General features: G+C 58.0%; 1 protein-coding gene (running past one end of the window). It reads left to right on the forward strand.

All coding sequences use genetic code 11. The annotated features are described in order from the left end of the window. Positions 1-11,141 carry the end of an InlB B-repeat-containing protein gene (locus BMY31_RS08600; RefSeq protein WP_180371398.1) on the forward strand. Its footprint begins 23,557 nt before the window's first position, so only the last 11,141 of its 34,698 coding nucleotides appear in the window; its start codon lies beyond the left edge, outside the window; it ends in the stop codon at positions 11,139-11,141. Positions 11,142-11,377: the final 236 nt, after the last annotated feature.

Raw genomic sequence — 11,377 nt, forward strand, 5'->3', positions numbered from 1 at the left:
AGGGTATTGTCACCGCGTCGCCGTCGCCTCAGACCGTTATCTATGGTCGCTGTGTCGACTTCGATTCCTCCTTCGTTCAGGCCATTCCTGCCAGCAACCGCCTCGAGCTCCTTGGGTGGAACTACGTTATGACCATGGAGGATCCCGTTACGGGGGCCATAACCACCAAGACGGGCTATGTTGACTACAAGCGGGCGGGAGAGCTTCAGATCTTTGGCGATACCGTCATGACTGCCGTTTGGGGTCGTACGCCGCGCATCGTTCACTTCGAGACAGAAAACGACAAGCGCGGCACCATCACCGCTGGTGACCAGCAGGTCAAGAACGGCCAGTATGCCAGGACCGATTCCTCGGCAATCAACTACACTGCCGTTAATGGTTGGGAGCCCTACGCCTTCAACTACACCATGGTTGACGATAGCGGCAAGACAACGAGGGGCAGGGTTGCCATGCCCGGCGTGACTGCCGCCGAAATCGCGGCCAACCGCTGGTACGAGCGACAGGGTATCACGGTCTCCATCGACAATCTCGAGATTTGGGGCGACACCACCTTCACCCTGCTGTGGAGGCCGACCTCCTATAGCGTCATCTACACAACGACCGACACGGTTCACGGCGAGGCTTCGGGCAACGAGGTTCTGAGCTTCCAGGAGCAGCCGACCATGTCCAACGTTCGCGTCCGTGCTGCAGCTGGCTATGAGCTTGCTGCGTGGAATTACAAGATGACTATGGCTGACGGCACCGTCTTCAATGGGGTCGTGCGTGACCCGAAGACCGTCGTGGTCGAGGGTGACGTCGTCTTTGACGCCGTTTGGGCGCTCCAATACACCGTCATGTACTTCCCGGGTGAGCATGGTCTGTTCATGGCGGGGGAGAGGGACGTCACCTTCTTTGAGGATGTCGACGAGGGAGATACGTTCCCGCTCTACGCCGGTGACATTGATGATGCCACCACTAATCCGAACAATATCGGCAACCCCAAGGGCAGCCTCGGCTGGACCTTCATCGGCTGGATCGACCAGTACGGCCACATGTGGTCGACCGAGTCCCTTCCCTGGTACATGGGCCAGGGTCCGCGCGAGGGCGCAAGGGACTGGACCCTCACTGCCGTTTGGGCCGCTACGACCAATACCGAGAGGTTCTTCTATCTCTCCACGAACGGTGGCTGGTGGACCGGCACCGACTATAGCGGCATGAACAAGGATGGTGCGGGCAACCTCGTCGTCAAGCCCTATGCGGTCGGCGAGCAGGCCCCCGTTGACGGGCTGCCCTCCGCGGATGCCGTGCGACGCTATGGCTATACATTCCAGGGGTGGGCCACCGATCCGGTCAACCCGCTCGCCATCGTCTACAATCCGGGCGACACCATTACCATGGCGGGTGAGACTATCACGCTGTACGCCATGTGGCTGCCCGTTCCCTACATCGTCTCGTACGACACCACGCACCAGGGCGATCCCATCGCCGCCGACATTGTCGACAAGGCGGGCGTCGTCTGGGAAGACACCAACCTTCTTCCCTCGCCTGACCCCTCGACCGATGGCTACATCTACGGTGGCTGGTTCTATGACGTCGACAACGACGGGAAGTACAATCCCGATGTCGACTTCCTCGTAACCGACTCCATGTCCTTCGGCGACATCGTTGAGACATATGCCGCCAAGGCGGGCCGTGCGGTTGACGACTCCATCAGCGGCATAACCCTCCATGTCTGGTGGAAGCCCGTTACGGTTCGTATTACCTACGTCGCCGTCGGAAACGGCGGGCTGACTGTCTACTATGAGGACGTCAACGTCACAAAGAGCGTCGCCGTCGGCTCCACGGCGCAGCCTAGGACGGGCTACCACCTGCTCAAGTGGACCGATAAGAACGGCCGTACGGTCGGGGCCGCGGACCTCTACCAGCCCTCCAAGTCCCTGGTCGAGGCATGGGCTACTGACCTCGTCTTCTACGCCTACTTCGAGCCTGACGCCTACCGCGTCCGCTTCGATGCTAATGGTGGCATCGGAACCATTCCCGAGCAGGCCTTCGTCTATGACGTCTGGCAGAACCTCACCAAGAACACCTCGATGTACTATCCTGGTTATCGCTTCGCTGGTTGGAACACCGCGCCCGATGGGTCCGGCACGCACTATGACAACTACCAGCGTGTCCGCAACCTCATCGCGGGACACAACGCGGTCGTCACCCTCTACGCTCAGTGGGCCGTAGACCTGTATGACGTCATCTATGACGGTAACGGAGCAACCAAGGGCTCCATCCCGCGTTCCACCTATGGCGTGGGTCAGACCATCAGCCTTCCTCGTGAGGGCTACGAGCGCACGGGTTACGACCTCGACGGCTGGGCCGACGCCTCTCACAAGGACCTCGACACTCCGCAGTACGCGCTTGGCGGGACGGCCGTCATGCCCGCGCGTGACCTCACGCTCTACGCGCACTGGAAGGCTCACAAGTACACGATCATCTTCGAGAAGAACGCGATGGACGCCACCTACTTCGTTGGCGGATCCATGCTTCCCATCGAGACTAGCTACGACACCCCCACTGTCCTTCCGGACAACCAGTACACCCTCCAGCACAGGCACTTCCTCGGCTGGGGCCTCTCGCCGGCCGACAAGGCGGCGACCTTCCTGGATGGCGACGTCGTCAATAACCTCGCCTCCGGAGACGGTGACGTCGTGAAGCTCTATGCGCTCTGGGTTCCCGAGGACATCCAGGTAATCTTCACCTCGAAGACGTCGGATTCCGACAAGGGCTCCGTAACCATGCCCTATGGTCCTGAGATTGTCTCCTGGGGCCACAATCCTACCGGTGACACCGCGACAATCGTCGAGAAGGACGGCTACTACCTCTCCGGCTGGGACTACACCATGACAAAGGACGGGACTACGGTCACCGGTACCCTCACCACTGACCTCTCTGAGTTCCTCGTCTACGGACCCACGACGCTTGTGGCCCGTTGGAGCGCTGCACGTACCGTCGAGTACCTGCCTGGCGAGCACGGCAATTGGACCGCCGATCAGCCGAGCGATCAGGGCGTTACCATTTACCCGCACGCCAATCCCACGGGTTCCGTGAGCGATTACGCGTTTGGCGGACCCCTTGACGCCTGGGGCCGTCCGAAGTCGACCGACGTCAACCAGTGGGTGTTCATTGGCTGGAAGGAGGGCGGAGTCTACTACCAGCCTTCCGAGGTGATTGGACTGACGGTTGGCGAGGGCCACACGTTCATCGCACAGTGGGGCGAGATTCACTACTACGTCCACTTTGACGGTAACGTTCCGCGCGTCGATGGTTCAATTCCGACCATTACCGAGACGCTCCGCTATCCCGACTCCATGCCTGACCAGCCCATGAGCTTCGACGGTCGCTCTCAGCTCAAGAAAAACACCTATGCGGTCACCGGCTTCGTGTTCAAGGGCTGGTCGACGGTGCGCCAGCTTTGGAGCGACGCCAATGGCGACGGATACGTCGATACCCACACCTCGACTCCCGTCGAGTGGGCTGACGCCGCCATATTCGATCGTGCTCAGGACCCGGATCCGTCCAAGTGGAACGTCACGCTCTATGCGGTCTGGGAGCTTGCCTCCTACACGGTGAACTTCGTGAGCGAGGACGACAGCCTTGGCACTGTGAGCGGGCCCTCATCGCTTATTACGCAGGGCGTCACCTATCGTGAGGGTCCCGTCATCACTGATGGGTCCGGCTCCATTGGTGTCGTTCCCAACAAGGCTCGCTTCCTTGGCTGGGATTGGGTCATGGTTAACGACGAGGGCAGGACGTTCAAGAGCGATAAGCCCGTCTCGACCTCCGACCTCATCAACGTCTCAATTCTCGGCAAGACGACGTTTACGGCTCGCTGGATGCCGCTGTACGACGTCGTGTTCATGAACGGCGCCCATGGCGACTTCATTGAGGCCAGCGAGGGGACTACCAAGTTCTCGAACCTTGACGCCGGAAGCGCCTTCCCCGTGTACGCGGGCGCATTCGGAACGAGCCCCCTTGTGCTCACTCGCTATCCTGCCTCTACGGGCGACGCCTACATGTTCGCCGGGTGGCTTCGTACCGAGGATGGCATCGTCTATGGTGGGCCTGATGGAGCGGGCAACCCCAAGCTTCCCAACGCCCTTGACGGCAACTACACGCTTGTGGCTCAGTGGGCTCCTCTCAAGACGCTCCTGCACTTCAACCCGAACGGTGGCTCTCCCGCCTCGCCCAACATCCTCGACGACGTCGAGGGGTACACCTTCACCCAGGTCTCGACACCTGGACCTCTCTCCGTCTCGCGTCCTGGACGCGTGCTCGACGGCTGGTCGCTTTCCGCTAACGGAGACGCCGTGGTCGGCGCGGGTGAGCTCTACTATCTCCCCGGTGTCGAGACCACGCTTTACGCGCACTGGAAGGAGGAGGTCATCACCATCTCGTATGTCTCCTCCAACCCCGGCGCCTACAACTACGTCACGGTCGACGCTGAGACCATCGGCGCCGTTACGGGCAAGCATGTCAACGACGACAGCCTTATCACCGGTTCCCAGGCCATTGCGACGTATGGGTATCACTTCGTGCATTGGGTTGACGAGAACGGCGATATCGTTGGCACTTCTCCGCTGTTCGTTCCGACCGTCGGGCCTGACGGCGTGTACGTTCCCATGGAGTACACGGCGGTGTTTGCCGAGAACGACGACGTTACGCTCACGTATCAGCCGGACAACTCCTCTTGGGGTTGGGTCTCGCGCTCGAGCGAGAAGGTCGCCCCCGCAACCGGCATCTCGACGGGCTCGATCGCCTACGCTCGACCCGGCTACAAGTTCCTCTACTGGGAGGACGAGAACGGCGAGAAGTTCTACGATGCCTACTTCATTCCCAAGAAGTCCGGCATGGATGACGCCGCCGGAGCGGTTCTGTTCGGAGACGGTCGCAGGTACATCTACGTCAGCGCTAACTACATCGCCCACTTCGGCCTCGCGGATGACGTGAAGTACACCGTCAAGCACTTCCTCGAGAATACGACCGGTGGCTTCGAGGAGTACGAGGCGATTCGCGAGACCCACCAGGGAACCAACGGAGACACCGTCACGGCTACTCCCAGGACGGACATCCAGGGCTTCACCTACAACGAGGCGTACTCCACGATGTCTGGAACCATCGCCCCCGACGGCAGCCTAGTGCTTTCCGTCTTCTACAAGCGCAACGTCTGGAAGATTACCTACAGGTACACCAACGATATTCCTGGTGCGCCCATGGCCGACCCCTACCAGTCCATGGGTGGACAGGACGGGGCCTATGGACTCACATATAACGTTCAGCCCAAGCCGACCATGAGGGGCTACAAGTTCGTTGGCTGGACCACAAGAAGCGTCTCCCTCACTGACGACGGTGCGGGCGGTTACACGTTCATAATGCCCAACGCAGACGTCGCCTTCACGGGAACGTGGGAGAAGGCCGACTTCGACGTGCTCTTTACGGAGTCCCCGTATGCTGAGGATAACCTCAGCAGTACCGCTCCTGCTGGTACGGTCACGGGCACCGGTGTCAGCTACTCTGGCAAGTATGGTGACCCCATTGTCATGAACGACGTCGTCACGACTCCGTCAAGCGGCATGGTCGAGCTCAAGGGTTGGCGCTACGAGGTCACGGATGCCTCCGGGACGGTCATCAGGAAGGGCTTTACCCTTCCTCAAGGCCCCAAGTCCATGACTCTAACCGGCAACACTACCTTCTATGCTCGTTGGGGTTTGACTGACGTAGATGAAGTCGTTTGGGGTTCGGGCTTGCATGGCGATCCGGCCGTCTGGGACCCGCTCAATGAGGTGGCTTTTGGGCCCGTGGGTCCGTATAGCTACTACAATGTCATTAGATCAAACGCCGCGAGTCCTACCGCCCTTGCCATGATCTCCTCTGGCGCCTTCTTCCGTGGTGGTACTCCCGATGGCTCTAACCCCTCAACGGCTGCCTATGCAACCCTTCCTGCTTCCGGGGCCTCGTTTGGCGCTAATGACATGTGGGTTGCGGGCAACCCCATGCCGGGCAATTTGTATTTCCATGGAGCATCGACAAACATTCCTACCGGGATTGAGCCTGGTTGGCGCTTTGCCGGCTGGACCTGGACGGAATACATCAACGATGGTTTCGGTGGGCAGATTGCCGTCGATCGCACGGCGACTTACAGCGCTGCCGGCGTATGGGGTGGCGATCCTCTGCCCACACTCCTGCAAGATCGCTCCTGGTACTTCGAGGCTATCTACGAGGCACAAACGCTCACGCTACTCTTTGATAAGAGCGGGGGATCTTGGTCAACTAACCCCGTGACGGTTAGTCCCGCTGACGGCATCAGCCCGTACTTTACCGATGCCGGGCTCACCGTGACGACCGGTGACAACGTCACCGTTCCCAAGCTCGGTGATATTGCCAAAACTGGATACATCCTACTTGGGTGGTCTGACAACCCCGCCGACGTCATCACCAGGACGCCGCAGTTCGCTCCTGGCGGAACATATGTCGTCCCCGGTAGCGCTTCGGGTACCATTACGCTCTACGCGATTTGGGGTGACGAGGGTAACGCTACCATCTCGTATGTCACGTACTGCAAGAGCACTGCGGGCGACACTTCGGGTGGACAGATTATCAGGGACCTTACCAAGACATCTGGCGTTCCCGCGCCTTGGCCTGCTGAGACGGTTGCCACCATGTCCGGTAATCCCGAGGGAGCCCTTGTCATCCCCAATGACGGCAGGCCTCTCAAGAGCGGCGGCGGCTACGAGTCGGCCAACTACGGCTATCACTTCGTGGGATGGTACGAGGGTCCGACGCGTTCGACGCTCATTACTACAAACGCCCAGATAACTGCGGCTGACATGCGCGCGAAGGGCTATGGCTCTCCATGGACCAACCTTACCTTCTATGCCGTGTTCGAGCCTGACGCCCCCAACCTTGTTATCAAATACGAGGTCATGAATACTACTGGCGGCACCGTTGCCCTCAACCGCACTGGCGCCTCGAAGGCTAATGCGGTTGATGAGATGATTGCCCCCGTCACGCATAAGCACTCGGATGGCTCCAACATCTACGGTGCCGTTGCCACACCTCTTGCTGGCTACAAGTTCAAGGGTTGGAAGTATCGTGATGCAACCGGCGCCTACGTCGACTACACCTTCTCCTCGGGGACGATTGCGGACTCCGGCTACTCGACCTTCATGCCTGAACCCAACGCAAGGGGCATCTACGACATCTACGATGCCACTGGCGGTCATATCTTCTATGGCGATGACTACAAGCTGTACGCCGTATTTGAGGCTGACCCCAACACGCCCTACTTTATCGAGATCTACGTTGTCGATAAGGTCGACAAGGTTGGCGGAGGGTACAACTTCGTCGTGAATGGCACTGGTCCGAGGGAGGTTCGAATTCTCACTGGGCCTACTGGCTCGACGGGTAACGTCCCCAGCGCCCTTACATCTGGGTCTGACGCATCTTTCACGGGCTACCACTTGGATACCGCCGATACCGACTGGGTTTCTGGAACGACGTATCCCGGCCTGTACAAGTACGTCACCTACTCTTACACCGGCAACCCTGCCGCGGGTACGGCTACTGCCGTCGTCAACAACACCGGTGCGACGATTTCGCCGCTCTCTTCCGTCACCAGCGGCACGATCGTGGGAGACCCGACTCAGTATCTGATCCTTCGCGTGTTCCTGGTACAGGACAAGACCTATAGCATCAAGTACTACGCGAATGACGGCACGTCCACGGGTAATGTCACGCCCATCCTAACCCAGTCCATTATCCTTAACACCTCCGTAACCATCGGCGTTCCCGTGTCTCCCACCCGCGCTGGATACAGTTTCCAGGGATGGAACACCAAGGATGACGGCTCGGGCACGGCCTATGCCGACGGTGCCTCTTGGACGACCACCGGCGATCTGACGCTGTATGCGGTCTGGAAGGCCGAGGACACCTCGTACAAGGTCACCTACCACTTCATCGATGGTGACGGCAATGACGTCAAGACCGACGTCTGGATCTACGGACGAACGGGCTATGTTGCAGGCGGTGCCCTTGACGGCAGTGCTAAGACGGCCAGCCATCCCTCGATTGCCCAGCTTACCGGCTCGAGCTCGACCGGATACACCTTCGTCGACGGAAGCACTGGAAACTATAAGGGCTATTCATTCTCGGCCAGCGGAAACTATCCCAAGACTGGTACGCCTTATACGAGCGCCACGACCGTGGGCGGCGTTGGCCTTGCGGCCGACGGAAGCTCCTCGTTTGACGTGTACTACATTGCCGATGAGTTCAAGCTTACGGTTGTCCCCGCCAATGTTGATCCTCCGTTTGTCGAGAAGACCGGCCACTGGGCTCCTGGCTATACCACGTTTGGCGATGATTCCGCGGTCAGCGAGTATCCGTTCCCGCACACTCCTACGACACCCGGTCCTCGCACGGGCGAGTCGATTGTGCTTCCGACCTCGGCTCAGGTTATCCGTAAGGGATATGACCTTGACGGTTGGAGCGAGACGAAGGGGTCGACTACCGTTGACACCATAGATGGCGTCCTCCTCAACGCTGGTGCCACCCTGAAGATGCCTGCACGTAACCTGAACCTCTATCCCGTCTGGAAGCCTGGTGACACCACGCTTACCATCAACGCGCATCCCAATGACGAGAATGGTGTGGCCATCACTGACGGTAATATCCTTTCGCCTTACATTACGGCGCATCTTACGTCAACGCCCGCCGACACGTATCGCGCGACGATTGAGTACAAGGACACTTCTAGCACATCGGCCGCCAACCACCTCAAGACGGATGACGACGTTGTCCTCCCCACGGCGTCGGAGCTTACGCGTAACGGATATACGCTCGTCGGCTTCACGAAGAACGTCGATTACTTCCTGAACTACTTCCCGTCCAAGACCTCGTATGACTTTGGCGCGTTTGGCACGCTTTCTGATGAGCAGGACGACTATGGAACGGCCATGACTCCCGGGGCGACCATCAAGGCTTTCGCCGATGCCGAAACGATTTACGCCGTCTGGAAGCCAAACCCGATCAAGCTCATTTACTACAGCACCGAGGACCTTCCGGGTCTCAACCCTGGTGATCCCACCGTTCCTACTCAGAAGCTTGAGTACGAGGACTCGGATTGGGTTGTCGGTGAAAAGGCCAACCCCCTGTATGGTGACGGTACAACGACAAATCCCATACCCACGCGCTCTGGCTATCGCTTCCTTGGCTGGACGTCCGACTCGAGCATGACGCCGCCCGAGATGCAGTATGACTACGGAACCAATGCATTCATCATCACGTTTGCATCGGGTACCAAAGCCTTCTACTACTACGATGCGACGTCAGGCACGTTTACGATGACCAATGTCGATGCTTCTGGGAATGTCCGGTCGTTCGATGGCACTAACACTGCCGTGTTCGTCCAGGGTACGGCAGTCCCCGATCCCGACGGTGGCTCCGCCTGGGATTATTGGAAGATGCTTGCGCCCGAGGGCACGACCAAGACGGATTGGGAGGCTGGTACTACCATCCCTGCGGCCATCACTGACATTCCGGATCTTGATAATCCTAACAAGCTGTATGCGGTCTGGGTTGAGATCAAGGTTAAGGTGAACTACTACTCCGTTACTGACTGGACTGCCTCGACTGGATATACGACAACAATTAACGTCGGTGGAACACCCACTTCGTACTCTGGCGAGCGCGTTCATAGCGAGATTCTTAGCTGGAATGATTTCTTTATCGACTACACCGACAGCGACCCCACGGGTCTTGATTTCCGTGAATTCCAGGATAACGACGAATATGTTGCAAACGGTGTGGGTCCGAAGCGCGTTGGCCAGTATGTCAAGGGCTGGTTTAACACTAAAAATGTCTTAGGAGGCACGCAGTGGACTGCCACTGATACCATCGCAACGCTTTGCGGCGGGGATACCACTAAGACTGAGGTAGACGTTTTCGCTAGGTTTGCAAAGCGCAACTACTATATCGAGTACGTTGTTGGCTACGGGACGGATATCGCTGCGACTGATTCAACTGGCCGGGGAGTTAACGTAAAACTGTTCACTTCTGGTTGGACAAAGGCCTTTACCTCTCCCATTACTCTTCGAAAGGGCTATGGATTCTCCAAGTGGGCTACGAAAAAGGCGCTTGGCCAAACAATTAATACTTCGATGACTATCGGCGACATCATCACTAAGCTAGCCACTACCCTTACGGGCGCCAATCTTACTGCCCTTGATACTAACGGTGATGGAGTGGTGGACGACCGCGATGAGGGTCCGTTCCCCGTTTATGCCATTTGGACAAACTACAAGTACACCATTAAGTATGAGGTTGGTGCGGTCGGCTCATCGGTTCCTGACAGGACTAATTTGTATTGGGATACATCCTATACGGCCCCGATGGCAGTTTCGAGCAACTCGGACTATGTCTTCCGGGGTTGGTATTCCGAGAGGGATGGTGCAGGAACCCTGCTTTGCCCGGCGACTGGAGGAACGCTTATGTATGGCGATATTCCTCTCGCCAACGAGAACAATGGATCGACGATGACCGTTTACGCTCTCTGGGAGTATATCCCCTCAGGTGCGTTGAGTACTACAAGCTTGAGTGCTTCTTCGCTTGCGGTTGCGTCTCTTTCGATGTCTGAGATAGATGGTGGCCTTCCGTTAACATTTGCCCTCACTGCTTCAACAAGTCAGGGCGATGAGCTCTCGGATTACGAAGGCGCGTGCGTTGATTTTGAATCTGGTGCATCTGGTTCATCGATGGCTTCTGGCGACGAGATCATTCATTCCGTGAGCGACGTGGGCGGCGACAGTGAATCGAATGACGTTGGAGGGAGTCTTACGGTTCAATCCGAGGCGGAAACCGTAGCTTCGAGGTTGGATTTGGTCGAAGTGTCCGATGAACTGTCTTGTGGTGGTTTTGACTCGTTTGCATGGCACGAATCAATATCTTATGAGACGGGAGTTGGTTGCTCTACCTCGAAATGTTTGGAAGCCCGTCTCGATAACTCCGAGTCTCTTGCGGAACGGACTACAGATTATGAGCCTGACAGTGGCTATGATTTGCGCCCTGTCGTCGTTTCTCGCCGCAATGGCTCAGATGATTTGCGGCTGTTAAGCACTTGAGATGGGGTATGACGTTGTTGTTTGAACCCAACATAGCAACGGGGGAGGGAAGCGTCGATAGATTTCGACGCTTCCTCCTCACACTCTGCCTCTTCGTCACCCTGTTTCTCGTCCGCATTCTCATAATGCCCACCTGCGCTTTCGGTGTCGAGGTGGCTGCGGATAATACAGCGCAAGGTGATGCTGCCGATGCCGTCTCGGAACGAGATCGTCTTCCATCCGACTGCGGAGACTAT

Source organism: Parafannyhessea umbonata, assembly GCF_900111255.1.
Lineage (GTDB): Bacteria > Actinomycetota > Coriobacteriia > Coriobacteriales > Atopobiaceae > Olsenella_J > Olsenella_J umbonata_A.